At 56.9% G+C, this 14,190-nt stretch carries 16 protein-coding genes; 7 read left to right on the top strand and 9 right to left on the bottom strand.

The window, feature by feature from the left end; genetic code table 11:
• Positions 1–96 precede the first annotated feature (96 nt).
• A complete protein-coding gene (locus tag ACYZTR_RS12100; protein ID WP_461979068.1) occupies positions 97–321 on the bottom strand; it encodes a hypothetical protein in 225 nt (74 codons plus the stop codon).
• 271 nt (positions 322–592) lie between these two features.
• Complete coding sequence (locus ACYZTR_RS12105; protein ID WP_461979070.1) at positions 593–1,528, bottom strand: polyprenyl synthetase family protein; 936 nt, start codon at positions 1,526–1,528, stop codon at positions 593–595.
• 862 nt (positions 1,529–2,390) lie between these two features.
• Here ACYZTR_RS12105 and ACYZTR_RS12110 point away from each other — a divergent pair.
• Positions 2,391–3,362 (top strand): terpene synthase family protein, encoded by a 972-nt coding sequence (locus tag ACYZTR_RS12110; protein ID WP_461979072.1) that lies wholly within the window; start codon positions 2,391–2,393, stop codon positions 3,360–3,362.
• A 199-nt stretch (positions 3,363–3,561) separates the two neighbouring features.
• Here the strand turns inward: ACYZTR_RS12110 and ACYZTR_RS12115 are convergent, their stop codons facing one another.
• Both ACYZTR_RS12115 and ACYZTR_RS12120 read right to left on the bottom strand, forming a co-directional pair.
• Positions 3,562–3,864, bottom strand: a complete 303-nt coding sequence (locus tag ACYZTR_RS12115; protein WP_461979074.1) for a phage infection protein — start codon at positions 3,862–3,864, stop codon at positions 3,562–3,564.
• Between the two features lie 196 nt (positions 3,865–4,060).
• On the bottom strand, positions 4,061–4,801 hold the full coding sequence (locus tag ACYZTR_RS12120; RefSeq protein WP_461979076.1) for a response regulator: 741 nt from the start codon (positions 4,799–4,801) through the stop codon (positions 4,061–4,063).
• Between the two features lie 292 nt (positions 4,802–5,093).
• Here ACYZTR_RS12120 and ACYZTR_RS12125 point away from each other — a divergent pair, with 292 nt between their 5' ends.
• A complete protein-coding gene (locus ACYZTR_RS12125) occupies positions 5,094–6,155 on the top strand; it encodes an alpha/beta fold hydrolase (protein ID WP_461979682.1) in 1,062 nt (353 codons plus the stop codon).
• Between the two features lie 106 nt (positions 6,156–6,261).
• On the opposite strand, the gene ACYZTR_RS12130 is transcribed toward ACYZTR_RS12125, so the two are convergent.
• A complete protein-coding gene (locus tag ACYZTR_RS12130) occupies positions 6,262–6,702 on the bottom strand; it encodes an NUDIX hydrolase (RefSeq protein WP_461979078.1) in 441 nt (146 codons plus the stop codon).
• Between the two features lie 149 nt (positions 6,703–6,851).
• Entirely contained in the window at positions 6,852–8,225 is a 1,374-nt protein-coding gene (gene ppnN, locus ACYZTR_RS12135) for a nucleotide 5'-monophosphate nucleosidase PpnN (protein WP_282377853.1), read from the bottom strand.
• A 212-nt stretch (positions 8,226–8,437) separates the two neighbouring features.
• Here ppnN and ACYZTR_RS12140 point away from each other — a divergent pair, with 212 nt between their 5' ends.
• Both ACYZTR_RS12140 and ACYZTR_RS12145 read left to right on the top strand, forming a co-directional pair.
• Positions 8,438–8,965, top strand: coding sequence for a DUF3087 domain-containing protein (locus ACYZTR_RS12140; protein ID WP_461979080.1), 528 nt, complete (start codon positions 8,438–8,440; stop codon positions 8,963–8,965).
• A gap of 218 nt (positions 8,966–9,183) precedes the next feature.
• Positions 9,184–10,761 carry a sensor domain-containing diguanylate cyclase gene (locus ACYZTR_RS12145; protein ID WP_461979082.1) on the top strand — a complete coding sequence of 526 codons (1,578 nt, stop codon included), beginning with the start codon at positions 9,184–9,186 and terminating at the stop codon, positions 10,759–10,761.
• A gap of 71 nt (positions 10,762–10,832) precedes the next feature.
• Here the strand turns inward: ACYZTR_RS12145 and ACYZTR_RS12150 are convergent, their stop codons facing one another.
• A complete protein-coding gene (locus tag ACYZTR_RS12150; RefSeq protein WP_461979084.1) occupies positions 10,833–11,207 on the bottom strand; it encodes a DUF2784 domain-containing protein in 375 nt (124 codons plus the stop codon).
• A 267-nt stretch (positions 11,208–11,474) separates the two neighbouring features.
• Between ACYZTR_RS12150 and ACYZTR_RS12155 the strand changes: the two genes are divergently transcribed.
• From ACYZTR_RS12155 to ACYZTR_RS12165, 3 genes are read left to right on the top strand one after another with little or no spacing between them, the layout of a single operon-like run.
• Entirely contained in the window at positions 11,475–12,173 is a 699-nt protein-coding gene (locus ACYZTR_RS12155) for an AzlC family ABC transporter permease (RefSeq protein WP_461979086.1), read from the top strand.
• The gene (locus ACYZTR_RS12160) at positions 12,173–12,484 is read left to right on the top strand and encodes an AzlD domain-containing protein (RefSeq protein WP_282377912.1); all 312 of its coding nucleotides are present in this window, start codon (positions 12,173–12,175) and stop codon (positions 12,482–12,484) included. Before ACYZTR_RS12155 ends, ACYZTR_RS12160 begins: the two co-directional genes overlap by 1 nt.
• 60 nt (positions 12,485–12,544) lie before the next feature.
• Positions 12,545–12,703 (top strand): hypothetical protein, encoded by a 159-nt coding sequence (locus tag ACYZTR_RS12165; protein WP_461979088.1) that lies wholly within the window; start codon positions 12,545–12,547, stop codon positions 12,701–12,703.
• Positions 12,704–13,613: 910 nt separating this feature from the next.
• Here ACYZTR_RS12165 and ACYZTR_RS12170 read toward each other — a convergent pair.
• Both ACYZTR_RS12170 and ACYZTR_RS12175 read right to left on the bottom strand, forming a co-directional pair.
• Positions 13,614–13,802, bottom strand: a complete 189-nt coding sequence (locus ACYZTR_RS12170; RefSeq protein ID WP_461979089.1) for a DUF6555 family protein — start codon at positions 13,800–13,802, stop codon at positions 13,614–13,616.
• A gap of 89 nt (positions 13,803–13,891) precedes the next feature.
• Positions 13,892–14,164 carry a hypothetical protein gene (locus ACYZTR_RS12175; protein ID WP_461979091.1) on the bottom strand — a complete coding sequence of 91 codons (273 nt, stop codon included), beginning with the start codon at positions 14,162–14,164 and terminating at the stop codon, positions 13,892–13,894.
• Positions 14,165–14,190: the final 26 nt, after the last annotated feature.

Below are 14,190 nucleotides of genomic sequence, written 5' to 3' on the forward strand. Positions count from 1 at the left end.
CTGTTACAGGATATTGGTGGTCAGCTATTACGAACAAACCCCGAATAGATCAGATCTACCCGGGGTTTGTTGTTTCAAACGGCGCAAAGCCGTTAATCAATAACGCTGGTACTTCGAACCGAACTCAGGGCGGTTTTCAGCGACGTAGAGTTTACTCGCCTGACTGTCTTTGTGATCAACGCTGACGGTGTTTACGTTCAGTGTGGTGGGTTGGCTGACTTTAGCCGCTGCAACGACTTGCGAGGTGGTATGTGGGGCGGCGATGGCGGATGTAGCGCCAAGAACCGAAAGGGCGAAACCAAGACCAATGATGCTTTTCATGATGTTGCTCCAGAGAGTGGGGAGAAGATGTGGCCACTGTAGTGCTGGAGCGCCGTGATGAAAAAACACCCTGACGCATAGTTGTTATCGAGAGCGTTGATCCACCGTCGTCCTTGATGAAATGAGGCGCAGATCTTAGTACGGGCGCGCTGCAACTCCCCCGGGGAGTTGCCGGGGCTTTTGCGTCAGATCTCAGGTCTTATGGGTGTGGCTTGTTGTAGCGGCCAGGCGCAAGATATAGCACGATATCCCCACAGCGATCACTACCGTTCTACCTGATCAGACTTTCGTAATAATTGTCCGACCGGCTTTGCTGAAAGTGCACATCGTTCAAAAAGGCTTTTAGTGGGTTGAGATTTCGATCATCCGACAGCGTTCGAACAGTTTCGAAATGCTGTTGCAGTTGCTTGTAACTGTCTTCCATGACCGTTATCGCCTCTGCAAATACGCCATCGTTGCCGAATTTGAGAATGATCTTGCGTTTTTGCTCGTCGGTTCTTTTCTGTTTGATCAATGGATTGTTGGCCAGAATCATGAGGAAAGATTTAGGACCACCCTCAAGATCAGGTGCGAAGCCTTTTTTCTTGAAGTGAGGAGTATGATTTATGTCGCAATAGTCATTGACGTAGCGGTAGTAGACCGCGAGTTCAAGCATTAGCGCTTCGAGTTCTAAATAGATCTGTTCATCCAACGCTTGAATATATTGGCAGGACTCAAGGATGAACAAAAAAAAGCATCCGGTATTGGTTTGAGCAATAAAACGATATTCGCCCAATGTCGGCAAAACATCACCGTCGCTCACCTGCGTGTCGAGGTATTGACCGATGTGCAGAGCTTCAAGGCTCTTCAGGCCTATCTCTATGAGATCGAAATTATGTAACTCACTCAGTCTTTGCAGGCCATCGATATACCCGTACATGCCCGAGATCAGTGCAGTACCCACACCAAATTTAACCCAGACAGAGGGCGCTCCACGTCTCGTTCGGTCCTGATCGACAATGTCATCATGCACCAGAGATGCCGTATTGAACTTCTCTACGACATGACAAAGTGCTTGCGCCTGTATCGGTTTGACTCGATAAAGAGCGGCCAGCGCGAAGGTCAGTGCGGTTCTGACTTGCATGCCGGCGTGTTGTTCCTGATATTCAAACGGTAAGGCCCAACTCGATTTTGCCGATAAGTATTGCGTTGAAAGTGGCAGCGGCATGGCAGGTGACTCCCTTGGTCATTCGCCAACTGCGCACGTCTGGCAGATTTTCTAGATGGGTCGATATATCAGATAGTGGCCGATTTAGAGAGAGGATAGCCATGGCGCCGGTTTGCGCCAGCATGACATAGAACCAAATCGCGATAGCCTTTGCATCGTAACGGTATATTAACTTTCAAGATGGCTGGATTGAACTTGCGATGAATGGCAGTAATCTGCTCTTGCAATCCACGGTGTGCGGTCTATTTTTTATTCACTAAGAAGTCTGGCCCGTCGTATCGTCCAGTAGCGGGGGTATCATTTTGGAGCCTTACTGTGGAAGAGCGACTCATACTTGTCGATGTCAAGGACAACCCGACCGGCCATGCCCCGAAGAGGTGGGCTCATCGTCGCGGGCTTCTGCATCGTGCCTTTTCGATATCCTCGATTGCGAAACCCTGATCGAAGTTTATGCATTCGTCTATCGAGAGCAGGTATCCAATCGACTGATCGAGCATGAATACGATCACGTCTATGTCGGACTAAGTCACGTTGATCCCGTTGCCAATCCAGACGAGGCGCTCGATTGGCAATGGCTGACGCTGGTCGATCTTGACGCGAACGTCAGGGATACACCTGATTTGTTTACAGTTTGGTTCCGGAAGATTCTTTACCATAAAGGTTATGAGCGTATTGGCACATGGAAAGATCGGCTTTTGTGTGCCCGCTCATAGTGGCGTCATGTTTGAGTTGCTGAACGCCATCCACCCTCTATCGGCAAACCTGGGCACTGTCGAATTGTCGTCACGGCAGGTCTTCGCCGCGGACTCCTCGACGAAACCTTCTCGGCCCTTCAAGGGGCGAATAGCCCAAAGAGCGTTCAATGAAATACTCACTTCCACCTTTTTTGCAGGAACGTTCCTTTGCTCTGAGTCCCTTTAGCGAAGACGCAGAGCAACACACCCGTCAATGGCTCAAAAGCCTCGGACTTGAAGCCACCTCGCATGCGGCGCATCAGCTAGATATCTATATGCCGGGCAAATATGCGGGGTTCATGTGGCCGAACGCAACGCGCGAAACTCTAGGTATCCTTTCCGACCTGACAGGTTGGTTCAGTTGCCAGGACGATCTAGCCGACGAGGATCTTAGCCGAGTGCCTGAGGCATTGGAAAATGCGATTCGCGAAGTGTACAGCGCTGCATCCGACACCAGTGGCAAGCCTTACGGAGCACTTGCCGCCGGGTTGGCGGACATCATCGGTCGGGCGGGAGCCAATATGCCGGTGCAGTGGATGCAACGCGTGGTCGAGCAGTACGGTAGTTATCTCTACCCATGCGTGTGCGCCGCGATGCATCGTCGACAGGGCACGCAACCTCCGGTCCAGGATTACGAAAGTGTCTGGCGCAATGCGGGAGGTTTTCAGGTGTGTCTGGAATTTACATACTTCGCGTCCGGCGTGCACCTGCCATCTAGCCTCTATTACAGCGCTGTATGGCAGGAACTGCGCTTACTGACCCTGAATTTGCTCAAAGCAGTGAACGACCTGCTTTCATTCAGCATCATGGAAGATCCCAATGAGGACGTTTACAACCTGTTGACTCACTTGAGACACCATCAACAATATTCTCCTGACGAAGCGGCGGCTGCTGTTTGCTGTCGTATCAAGGAGTGGGCCGAACGTTTTCTTGAGATCCAGGCCCGGTTGCCCGATGAGCTGGAGCGGTTCAACTGCGACGGTGTTTTGTACGAGCAGGTGGTGCGCTGTGCCGAGGCCTTTAGGTTGCAATGGCTCGGCAACATTGGCTGGCATCTGACTGCACCTCGCTACCAGGAAATACGGTTCAGCAATAGTTAAGCAGGCCGGAACTCAAGGCAGTAACCCAACAGGTATCGGAGCGAGCTGCGTTGTCGCGATTATTTGTGCTCGACACTAACCAATGTGTGCAGGCTTGCTCGCGAAGAGGGCGTGTCAGTCAACATTGATGTTGATTGTCATACCGCTTTCGCGAGCAGGCTCGCTCTATCATTCGATCTCTGAAAATTTAAGGATCTGATCAATACCGCTGATATTTCGAACCGAGTTCAGGACGGTTTTCAGCTAAGACCACACCGCCGCGTACTGCATTGCTCGGGCTGACCGAGGCCACACGTTCGCGCAGTTCTTGCAGACGATCAGCACCACCCTCGGCGACGCGGTTCTGTTGCAGCCGATCCGAACCACCTTCCACCAACAGTTGCTGGCTTTGGCTGTGGTACACAGCGCTCACAGTGTTGGCCGACGCCAGGTTCGACAGGCCGAGACCACCTACCAGCGCCAGACCGAGTGCCAGGGACGAGACTTTCGAGAAGTTGAACATGGGTGATTCTCCGTGCGTTTAGTTTGAGTGGGTCGGTAGCGGCTGCTATCCGGTGATCACAGTTAAACGCTCGGGTGTATCGGTGATGTGTGCTCGAACAAGCCGAAATCGGTGTCTGCGTATCTGTCGCGGGTTCTTATACAGAGGGATACAAAACCCTATGAAAAGCGCTCCTCAGGTTCTGCTGGGGAAAGCTTCATGATTCTGCGCCGAGCAATTCCACCGGGTAGGAGAACGCGTAACCTTCGCTGCGCACGGTTTTGATGTAGGTCGACTCGCGCGAGTCATCCATCAATCGCTGGCGCAGTCGGCTCACCAGCAAATCAATCGAGCGGTCGAAGAGGTCAGCGTCGCGGCCTTGGGTCAGGTTGAGCAACTGGTCTCGGCTGAGCACCCGTTGCGGATGATCGAGGAACACGCGCAGCAGGCGGTATTCGCCGCCACTGAGGGCAACCATCGTGCCGTCTTCGTCGAGCAAATGGCGGGCGGTGGTGTCCAGGCGCCAGCGGCCGAAACTCAGCAACCGGCCGCTTTCGGTGATCAGCAGATTGGGCGGCAGCATCCGCGTACGGCGCAATACGGCGTTGATCCGCGCCAGCAACTCGCGGGCGGCGAAGGGTTTGGTCAGGTAGTCGTCGGCGCCCATCTCCAGGCCGAGGATGCGATCGGCTTCGTCATTGCGTGCGGTGAGCATCAGGATCGGTGTGGCTTTGTGTTTGCCCGAGCGCAATTCGCGGCACAGCAGCAGGCCGTCATCGCCGGGCATCATGATGTCCAGCACGATCAGGTCCACCTGATTGGTTTCCAGAAAACTGCGCATCTGCCGGCCATCGGCGACCACCGTCGTGCGCAGGCCGTTTTTCTTCAGGTAATTGCCGACCAGTTCACGAATCTCCCGGTCGTCGTCGACGACCAGGATGTGGTTCATATGTTCCATCGCTTAACCCCTCTTGTTTTTCTCACGTTGCGCATTCCAGGGAGCCACGGCGCACCTGCCCATAAGGCTTTGTATTGCGCTGTATCTGGCGCCCTTTGTGACACCTTACGCCTTAATACGCCTGGTTTTACGACACATGGCAGATACCTCGGGCCGGTTAAATGGGTTCAATCGAGACAAGACAACTTGCCTCGCCGCCACCGCCCTTTGCAACCCTGAGGAAACCACCATGAACTGGAACACACTGATTGCCGCCAGCTTCTTCGCGGTCCGTTGCAGCGTCTACATCACCATGAAGATGAAGCTGTTGAGCAAAAAAAACGACGCACGTCGTCGTTTCTTTGGCCCGTCGGTCCTCGCTTTCGCGCTGATGCAGTTGGCTGCCCTGGGTGCTGCCAATGCGCAAACTGCGACGCCAGAGCCAGTGGTGGCCAGCGCCGGCACCCTGAAGGCGGACTCGTTCGGCCCGCTGAAGCATGTCAACGCCGGGTTGCTGAATGTGGCTTACGCCGAAGTCGGCCCCGCCGAGGGTCCGGTGGTGATTCTTCTGCACGGTTGGCCCTACGACATTCACAGCTATAGCGAAGTGGCGCCCTTGTTGGCGGCCAAGGGTTACCGGGTGCTGATCCCGTATGCACGGGGCTACGGCGACACGCATTTCCTGTCCGACAAGACTGTTCGCAACGGCCAGCCCGCCGCGCTGGCCAGTGACGTCATCGACTTTATGGATGCGCTCAAGATCAAAAAAGCGGTGCTCGGCGGTTACGATTGGGGCGCGCGCTCGGCGGGCATCGTCTCGGCACTCTGGCCGGATCGGGTAGAGGCACTGGTCTCCGTCAGCGGCTACCTCATCGGCAATCAGGCCGCAGGCAAAAACCCGTTGCCGCCCAAGGCCGAGCTGCAATGGTGGTACCAGTTCTACTTCGCTACCGAACGCGGCCAGGCCGGTTACGAAAAAAACCGCCACGACTTCGCCAAGTTGATCTGGGAGCTGGCCTCCCCGAAATGGAGCTTTGACGACGCTACTTTCGACCGCAGCGCTGCGGCCCTGGACAACCCGGACCATGTGGCTATCACGATTTTCAACTATCGCTGGCGGTTGGGCATGATTCAGGGCGAACCTCAATACGAAGCGCTGGAGCAGCGGCTGGCAAAGGCTCCGGTCATAACGGTGCCGACCATCACGATGGAAGGTGACGCCAACGGAGCGCCGCATCCGGCTGCCGAGGATTATGTCAAGCGCTTCACCGGCAAATACGAGTACCGCCTCATCAACGGCGGCATCGGCCACAATTTGCCGCAGGAAGATCCGCAGGCCTTTGCCAAGGCAGTAATCGACGCGGATCACCTCTGAGCATTAGTGCCGCGAATAGTGTGCTTTAGGCATGATCGTTCCCACGCGGGAGCGTGGGAGCGTGGGAGCGATCTTTATTAGATTTTTGTTATTCATCTGGCACTGGTCAGGACTGCTCCATCATTTGGATCAGGTTTTCTGGCCAGACTGTTTCAGCGGTACCTTTTAGCTCGGCGACTGACCACCATTTGTGTTCAGTCATCACCCGGGCTTCATCGGCAGTCCAGCCATCACGCGTCAGCCGTTCACCGTCGGCGCGGACGACGAAGTAGCGTTCCACGGACAAGACGGTTTCGCCGCTGGGCAACATCATCGAAAAACTGCGCTCTGCCACGCTAGTGTCCACGGTGTCGACGTGCAGTCCGGTTTCTTCATGCAGTTCGCGTATGGCGGCGGCTTCAAAGGTTTCACCTTCCTCAAGCCCGCCACCCGGCGTAGCCCAATAGTCGCGTCCGTCCAGGGCATCGCCCTTGTGCTGGAAGCGAAACAGCAAGACCTGACGGGCGGGATTGATCACGAGGAGTCGGGAGGCGTTGCGTTGGCGCATCAAAAATTCTCGTTACAGTTAACATTGCTGATCGTTCCCACGCTCTGCGTGGGAATGCAGCCCGGGACGCTCCGCGTCCCTTCGTCGCCGTACGCAGAGCGTCCGTTTAGCATTCCCACGCGGGAGCGTGGGAACGATCTTTAGCCGAGCTACGCAACCACCTGATAACACGGCACATACGCCGCGCCACCGGGCAGTTTCATCCGGTGCTGGGCGACGAAGGCTTTGAGCAGTTGATCCAGCGGTTGCATGACGGCTGCATCACCACGGATCTGATACGGCCCGTGCTCTTCGATCAGGCGGATGCCCTTGTCCTTGACGTTGCCGGCGACGATGCCGGAGAACGCACGGCGCAGGTTGGCGGCCAGTTCGTGGGCCGGCAGGTTGCGGCTCAGTTTCAGGTTGGCCATGTTTTCGTGGGTGGGATCGAACGGGCGCTGGAAGCCTTCGTCTATCTTCAGCAGCCAGTTGAAATGGAATGCGTCGTTGCGCTCGCGGCGGAACTGTTTGACCGCTTTGAGGCCTTGAGTCATTTGACGCGCGACTTCAACCGGGTCGTCGATGATGATCTCGTAATGTTGTTTTGCCGCTTCACCCAAGGTGGCGCCGACAAACGCGTCCAGTTGCTCCAGATACGGCGCGGCATGTTTCGGTCCGGTGAGGACCACGGGGAAGGGCACGCCTGCATTGTCCGGGTGCATCAGGATGCCGAGCAGGTACAGGAACTCTTCGGCCGTGCCGGCGCCGCCCGGGAAAATGATGATGCCGTGGCCCACGCGGACGAAGGCTTCCAGACGTTTCTCGATGTCCGGCAGGATCACCAGTTCGTTGACGATCGGGTTGGGCGCTTCGGCGGCGATGATGCCTGGCTCGGTCAAGCCGAGGTAGCGGCCGCCGTGGATGCGCTGCTTGGCGTGGGCGATGGTCGCGCCTTTCATCGGGCCTTTCATCACGCCGGGGCCGCAACCGGTGCAGATGTCGAGGCTGCGCAGGCCCAGTTCGTGGCCGACTTTTTTGGTGTATTTGTATTCTTCGGTGTTGATCGAGTGGCCGCCCCAGCACACCACGATCTTCGGCTCGACGCCGGGGCGCAGGGTACGGGCGTTGCGCAGCAGGTGGAACACGTAGTCGCTGATGCCCTGGGAGGTGCTCAGGTCGATGCGTTGGGCGTCGAGTTCGTTTTCGGTGTAGACGATGTCGCGCAGGGCGCTGAAGAGCATTTCGCGGGTGCTGGCGATCATTTCGCCATCGACGAAGGCGTCGGCCGGGGCGTTCAGCAGTTCGAGACGTACGCCGCGATCCTGCTGGTGAATGCGGATTTCGAAGTCCTTGTAGGCTTCGAGGATGGTTTTGGCGTTATCAACATGGGCGCCGGTATTGAGGATGGCCAGGGCGCACTGGCGGAATAAGGTGTAAGTGCTGCCGGATCCGGCTTCGCTCAGTTGCTGTACTTCACGTTGAGAAAGGGTTTCCAGGCTGCCTTTAGGGCTGACCGAGGCGTTGATTACTTGTCGTTGGGTCATTCAATGGTCCTTAAAACGATGCCATTCATACAGGCAACTGGCATCCGAATGGTATGTATCCATGAAAGAAGATGGCACGAACTGCGCTGTATCGCCATTTCCCCGTTTGACGATGAAAAAGATGAAAAGGAGCCCCAGCATAGCTAAATCCCCTGCAGAGGCGATAATGCCCCGCAGTCTTTTTACCCATGCCCTCAAGGAAACACGTCGCGATGTTCGAAATACAGCCGCAGAACCCCGAACGCTATCGAAGCCAGACGCGACGCAGCACAGTAATCATAGCTCTGATTTTCCTGGCCCTGGCGATGGTGCTCTCTACCGTGGCGGTGACGCTGTTCGGTGAGCCCGGCGGCGACAATCTGCGCTTTAACGTCGGTGGCGTGTTTGTGGCGGTGCTACTGATGGCGGCGCTGATGCGCGGCACGTTCTGGACCCAGCCATGGATGGCCCCGGCGGTTTACGGCTGGCGGCTCAAGCGCAGTTTGATGAGCATCACCAACGTCATGCATCAAGTGACGGCGGCGGTGGAGGCCGGCGATCCGACCGCGATGAAGCTGCTGCGTTTCTATCATCTGGGGTTGAACCAGATGCATGAGTTGGACGGCAACTCCAGTGATCACAGCCAATTGACCCGCGAGATGGATCAGCACAAGGTGCGGATGGAAGCGCTGGGCATCGAGACTGATCAGACGCAATTGAATCCCGCCTGGATCGAGGCCGTGAAGCAGGCCTCGAAGTAAAAACAAGGGTGCGGGCGAAATCCGCACCCACGTTTTGGGCGTGGAAGGCGGCGGGCCGTGCGACTGCTCTTGCTTAACCGTACGAATACTTCTCGCGCAGATCACCCTACCGGGTGTTTGATGAGGCATAGTCGCCTGCCACCAGGCGGCTCATACCCGCCTGGGGTCAAAAAAAGGGCGAGCGGGATTCGCCATGTGGTCAGAAACCAGGGAGCGTCATGGGTCATCCGTCCGTTAAAGATCGAATTGAACAAGCCCGCCACGGCATGCCCTTGGTAGCCGAGCAGGTCGGGGTAACGCTCAAGGTTCGCTCTGCGGTGTTTCTCCTGATTGCGGTGTGCCTGTCCATGACGGCTATCGTTATTTGGGAGGCCTGGAACTCGCGCCAGTACCATCTGCATGACAAGGAAGTGGCGATGTCCAACCTTGCGCAGACCCTGGCCTCGCAAGCGCAGGCGTCGATCAAACAAGCCGATACGCTGCTGTTTACCCTGGTGGATCGCCTCGAAAACGACGGTTTCGACCAGGCCCGGCTGCCCGGGCTGGAGCGATTGCTCAGGGCCCAGCGCAGGGAGTTGGGCCAACTCCATGGCTTGTTCGTGTATGACGAAAAAGGTCGCTGGGTTGTCAATTCCAATGGTGCCGTCGTGCCCGATGCGAACAATGCCGACCGTGAATATTTCATCTTCCATCGTGATCATCCCGATCGAGGGCCCCACATTGGCCCGTCGATCAAGAGCCGTTCGAGCGGTGAATGGATCATGACGGTTTCCCGCCGGATCAATCATCCGGATGGCAGCTTTGCCGGGGTGGCGCTGGCGACCCTCTATCTCAGCCACTTCCTTGCGCTCTACAACAGCATCGACATGGGCGGTAACGGCGTGATCAACCTGATCGCCGACGACGCCACCATCGTCGTTCGCCGGCCGTTTAAAGAAGCTGAAATCGGCATCAGCGTCGCCAAGGGGCCGCTGTTTACGCAACTGTTGCCCAAGGGCAATTCAGGCACGGCAACGGTCCCCTCCTATGTGGATGGCGTCGAGCGTGTGGTCGGATTTCGCAGGGTCGACGGTTATCCGCTGATCATCTTTGCTGCGCTGAATAAAGATGAAGTCCTGGCAGCCTGGCGTAAGGAGGTACTGCTAAGTTCCGGGATCGTCTCGTTATTCCTAGGGTTTCTGGGCGTACTCGGTTATCGCCTCATTCGCCTCATGATGCAGCAGAATCACGTGCAGAACGTATTGCTGGATGCGCAGGAAAAACTACTCGAGGTCAATCGCAGTCTTGAGATGCTGGCCCTGGAGGATGCACTGACCGGGCTTTCCAACCGGCGTCAATTCGATCATTTCATCCTTGCCGAAATGGGCCGCGCCAGGCGCAACCAGACCCACCTCGCGCTGCTGATGATCGATGTCGATCACTTCAAGAGCTTTAACGATCTTTACGGCCATGTGGCCGGCGATGAGTGTTTGCGCAACATCAGTACGATCATCAGGGACAACATGAAGCGCCCCGGCGACCTGGCTGCGCGCTATGGCGGCGAAGAGTTTGCGGTGGTACTGCCCGGGACCGACTATGTGGGGGCGTTTATGGTGGCGGAAAAAATCCGTCGCGCGGTTCAGCAGGCAGGCATCGAGCACCGTGAAGGGGCTGAAGGCACGGTGACGGTCAGCCTGGGCGTCGCCGCTTACGATCCGGCGTCCCAGGCCCAGCCCGATGACTTGGTGGGGACCGCCGACAAGGCGCTTTACGTGGCCAAGGCCAGCGGCCGGAACATGAGCGTCATTGCCAACTGAATTCAAACAAACCGGTCACAGGGGAATCCTTGAGCGGAAAAGATCAAAAGATTGTCCGAACGCGGCGGCAGCTACGCGCCCGTTGGGCGCTGCCACAGCTTGATCACCCGAAGATAGACCAGCACGTTGATCGCCAGCACCACGCTGCCCAGTCCCAGCTGAATCGCTGGCGTCAGGCCCGCCGGGTAAATGACCGGCCACACGTAATGTTCGATGAAACCGCCGCCATAGCCGGTTTGCCCGGCCGCGTGACGCATCAGGTTTTCCCACTCGGTCAGCGGGCAGGTCAGGTGGAAGACTTCCACCGATACGCCCCACGCAGCCACGGGCAGGTGCCACCAGATCAGTGGGCGCCATTTGAGCACCAGCAGCCCGCCGAACAGCACGAACAGAATGAACAACAGATGAAACAGCACCAGCCCGTCGGCGGCGATTCGGTACAGCATGTCGACTCCCTGACGCGTTATGGGAATCGCTCCATGGTACTCGGGCGGGTTGCTCGTGCTCTATCGATTGTTTGCGGCTCCGCGCTGCGAGCGGCCCTTCATCAATCGCGAAAGTCAGCCAACTCCGCACGCATCCTTGCGTTGTGCTTGGCGAATCAGCCGTGCAGTCGATGAATGGCACAAGTTCTCAGCAGTGCGCAAGATTGTTCAAGCCTTCGGCCGCGACTGCTGGCACAGTCTGAGGTCTTTCCCTGGTTGTAGAGCGTTATGTCCAATTCACTCATGCCGCGCAGTGCCTTTCTTCGCGGCGCTACGGCGATCATGCCGTTGTCCCTGGCGACCGCGCCTTGGGGACTGCTGGCCGGCTCCATGGCCATCGAGGCCAATCTCACGCCCCTGCAAGGCCAGGGTTTGTCGAGCATCGTGTTTGCCGGGGCGGCGCAACTGGTGGCTATCGGCATGCTCAAGGGCGGTGCCGGGATCTTTTCTATTCTGCTGACCACGCTGCTGCTGACGTCCCAGCATTTGCTGTACGGCATGAGCCTGCGTCCGATGATTTCGCCGTTGCCGGGTCGCTGGCGTGTGGGGTTGGGCTTTTTGCTCACTGACGAGCTGTTTGCCCTGACCAGTCAGCATGACAAACAACAGTTCAACCGCTGGTACGCGTTGGGTGTCGGCCTGACTTTTTACATCGCCTGGAACCTCTTCACTCTGGCCGGCATCGTGCTGGGCAGCAGCATTCCGGGGCTGGAACATCTGGGGCTGGACTTCTCCATCGCGGCGACTTTTATCGCCTTGATCACCCCGGTGGTGCGAAACGTGCCGACCGTGGTGTGCGTGGCGGTGTCGCTGTTCTGCTCGGTGCTGTTCAGCTACTGGCAATGGGGCTCGGCACTGGTGCTGTCGGGGTTGGCGGGCATGACCGCAGGCTTTATCTGCAACAAATTCTACGGTGGACGCACATGATGGTCTGGGCGGTTATTGTCGGCATGGGGATACTGGTTTTCCTGAACCGCTATGTGTTTCTGGAGCCTCGGTTGCCCGTGCGCTTGAGCAGTAATGCGCGGCAGTTCCTGGGTTTTGCGGTACCGGGCATGCTGACCGCGATCTGTGGGCCGATCGTGTTCATGCCCGACAAGCAGCTGAATCTGCAGTGGGACAACCCGTACCTGATCAGTTCGCTGGTCGCGGTGGGGCTGGTGCTCTATACCCGCAATACCTTGCTCAGCATGGTATTGAGCATGGGGTTTTTCTTTTTGCTGCGCTGGTGGCTCTAAATCGTTCCCGTCGAAACTGTTCTACGCTAAAAGGAGATTCCTTCAGGAAGAGAGGTGAGCATGGCAAATGATCCAAAGCGACCGGACCCGGATGAAGAGCTGGATGAACCCACGGAAGATGAGCTCAAGCGGCAGCGGCGTTCGACGCCAGACTGGAAGCACCCCGACGACGGTAAAGAGCTGTCAGATCGCGACCAGGAGCGTCCGCTGAGGCCTTGACCGATTTGCACATGCAAAGAAGCCCCGCTATCAAGCGTACTGCTGTTCACTTAAGCTCGGTGTTTCCAAGCACACACACATGCGTAGCGAGGGGGCGGTGGATCAAAAGCAAAAGCGAAGCGGTCGACCTGTCTTTTGTTGATCGTGTGCATATCCGTTTCTGCGTAACGGCGGCTTATGGTTCTGCTCTTACAGCAGGTCACTTGGAAATACGGAATGCCGCCCAACCCCAAGTAACCAAGGGCTCTTGCCCCTTTCGTTCGGTGCCTCGCCTAGGCTCGGCATCCCCTCCCTCCGGTCCTGCTCCGTGGGCCCGCCGCCATCGGCCATCCATGGCCGGGGGTGGCTAACCCGGCATCCATGCCGGGTTGCCCACTGCGCAGGGCCTCCACTCGGCCTCTCGAGGGGGCGTGCACCGCAAAAACCAACGCGAGGCGGCCTACCGGCCGGCCTGGCTTCAAGTGAACGCATTCCCTGTAGGAACTGTCGAGCGAAGCGAGGCTGCGATCTTTTGATCTTGCCGTTGCTGTTGCTTTGCTTTGGCTTCAGATCTGCCGCCCCTTTCCCAGAGGCCGAACGCAGGCGTTGCGCAGGGGGCACCGCGGCAAGGATGCCGCGGTAGCCGCCCCCGGCCATGGATGGCCGATGGCGGCGGGCCCCCGGAGCAATGCCGGAGTGAGGGCATGCCGAGTCTAAGCGAGGCACCGAATGGCGGGGCAAAAGCGTTTGGTTACTTTGGGCTTTTCAAAGTGACTCGCTGTAAGAGCGAAACCGCTAGCCGCCGTTACCGCAGAAACGGATATGTACCCCAACCTTAAGTGAACAGCATTACGCTATCAAGCGGGGCTTTTCTTTCGGCGATTATTTAATTCAGATCGCCTCGTTCCAGCGAATGTGCGTAATTGCCCAATTACTGCGCTTCGATACGCGCGGTTTCGAGGTTGGCGTGTGCAGCGATTTGAAGACCAGAGTCGGGATAAGCATGGGCGGAGGCGGAATGTATCTCCTCGACATCCGAAAACTGTTCGGCCAGTTTGAAAAAGTGCCGACGAACGCCGTCGAACATAGAGTGCACGGCATAGGGGACGAGTTTGCTCATGTATTCCTCCTTGGGCCGAGCCTCTGTTATTGAGAGTGGTTGGATGTCGGGTTCGTTCTGTACTTTGGCTGAGTAGACATAGTGTTGTTTCAAACGTCTTCCAGCTGCAGAAAATCCGGGTGGAAGGCCCGAAAACCCAAGGTCCTGTCGATCCAGGCGTTCAGCTCGTTGACCATGACCGGAGGTTTACCCGGATAGATTTCGAGGGTTGAACGAAGGAGGTGGTTGATGGTGGGGGTTGAACCCAGGTTGCGGGTCTTTATGTATTGCCCGATAAAACAGTCGAGCGGGCAGTGTTCTGTCTTCGAAAGATAAACACACGCCAGACCACCGACTTGATTAATTGAAAAATCGTCGCGCAATTTAATTCTCTGCAAGGCTTGTTGTT

This window comes from Pseudomonas sp. Hz4 (assembly GCF_054898165.1).

What these genes read in the sequence shown, in the direction of transcription:
- ACYZTR_RS12120 (WP_461979076.1), bottom strand. Translation starts at nt 4,801, where the DNA reads ATGGAACATATGAACCACATCCTGGTCGTCGACGACGACCGGGAGATT.
- ACYZTR_RS12125 (WP_461979682.1), top strand. Translation starts at nt 5,094, where the DNA reads ATGAAGATGAAGCTGTTGAGCAAAAAAAACGACGCACGTCGTCGTTTC.
- ACYZTR_RS12145 (WP_461979082.1), top strand. Translation starts at nt 9,184, where the DNA reads ATGGGTCATCCGTCCGTTAAAGATCGAATTGAACAAGCCCGCCACGGC.
- ACYZTR_RS12155 (WP_461979086.1), top strand. Translation starts at nt 11,475, where the DNA reads ATGTCCAATTCACTCATGCCGCGCAGTGCCTTTCTTCGCGGCGCTACG.
- ACYZTR_RS12150 (WP_461979084.1), bottom strand. Translation starts at nt 11,207, where the DNA reads ATGCTGTACCGAATCGCCGCCGACGGGCTGGTGCTGTTTCATCTGTTG.
- ppnN (WP_282377853.1), bottom strand. Translation starts at nt 8,225, where the DNA reads ATGACCCAACGACAAGTAATCAACGCCTCGGTCAGCCCTAAAGGCAGC.
- ACYZTR_RS12170 (WP_461979089.1), bottom strand. Translation starts at nt 13,802, where the DNA reads ATGAGCAAACTCGTCCCCTATGCCGTGCACTCTATGTTCGACGGCGTT.
- ACYZTR_RS12140 (WP_461979080.1), top strand. Translation starts at nt 8,438, where the DNA reads ATGTTCGAAATACAGCCGCAGAACCCCGAACGCTATCGAAGCCAGACG.
- ACYZTR_RS12160 (WP_282377912.1), top strand. Translation starts at nt 12,173, where the DNA reads ATGGTCTGGGCGGTTATTGTCGGCATGGGGATACTGGTTTTCCTGAAC.
- ACYZTR_RS12105 (WP_461979070.1), bottom strand. Translation starts at nt 1,528, where the DNA reads ATGCCGCTGCCACTTTCAACGCAATACTTATCGGCAAAATCGAGTTGG.
- ACYZTR_RS12165 (WP_461979088.1), top strand. Translation starts at nt 12,545, where the DNA reads ATGGCAAATGATCCAAAGCGACCGGACCCGGATGAAGAGCTGGATGAA.
- ACYZTR_RS12115 (WP_461979074.1), bottom strand. Translation starts at nt 3,864, where the DNA reads ATGTTCAACTTCTCGAAAGTCTCGTCCCTGGCACTCGGTCTGGCGCTG.
- ACYZTR_RS12130 (WP_461979078.1), bottom strand. Translation starts at nt 6,702, where the DNA reads ATGCGCCAACGCAACGCCTCCCGACTCCTCGTGATCAATCCCGCCCGT.
- ACYZTR_RS12110 (WP_461979072.1), top strand. Translation starts at nt 2,391, where the DNA reads ATGAAATACTCACTTCCACCTTTTTTGCAGGAACGTTCCTTTGCTCTG.
- ACYZTR_RS12100 (WP_461979068.1), bottom strand. Translation starts at nt 321, where the DNA reads ATGAAAAGCATCATTGGTCTTGGTTTCGCCCTTTCGGTTCTTGGCGCT.